The organism is Cellulomonas biazotea, assembly GCF_004306155.1.
GTDB classification, from domain to species: domain Bacteria; phylum Actinomycetota; class Actinomycetes; order Actinomycetales; family Cellulomonadaceae; genus Cellulomonas; species Cellulomonas biazotea.
The window spans coordinates 1-424 of the sequence record NZ_BIMR01000504.1; the positions used below are offsets into that span (position 1 = coordinate 1).

1 pseudogene is annotated in these 424 nt (G+C 82.3%); it reads left to right on the forward strand.

Features of this window, described 5'->3' with window-relative positions:
• Positions 1 to 403 (forward strand): annotated as a pseudogene (locus tag CBZ_RS22155) (hypothetical protein); the annotation flags it as partial.
• Positions 404 to 424 lie beyond the last annotated feature (21 nt).

The following is a 424-nucleotide window of genomic DNA, read 5'->3' on the forward strand; positions in this document are numbered from 1 at the left end:
GCCCGCGGCCGCGGCCGCCACGCCCGTCGCGACCCGGCCGGCCAAGGCGTCGCGTCCCGCCGGTCGGCCCGCGAAGGCCCGGCCCGCCCCGGTCTCGGCGGCGGTCCCGGTCGTGGCTGAGCCGGCGGAGCAGGCCGACGCGCCCGCGAAGGACGCGCCCGCGAGCGACGACAAGCCCGCCGACAAGCCCGCCGACAAGCCCGCCGACACGGTCGACGACGCCTCGACGACGCCCGCCGCGAGCGACGGCCGGGACGACGCCGCGTCGCCCACCGACGGTGAGCGCGAGGCGCAGGACGTGCCCGAGCCCGCGGACGCCGCCGGCGACGACGCGGCGCGCGCGTCGGCCGAGGAGCCGGAGCGCGAGCCCGCGCAGGACGACGAGCCCGCCGCCACCCGTTGACGTCGACGTGGGGGCGGGGGG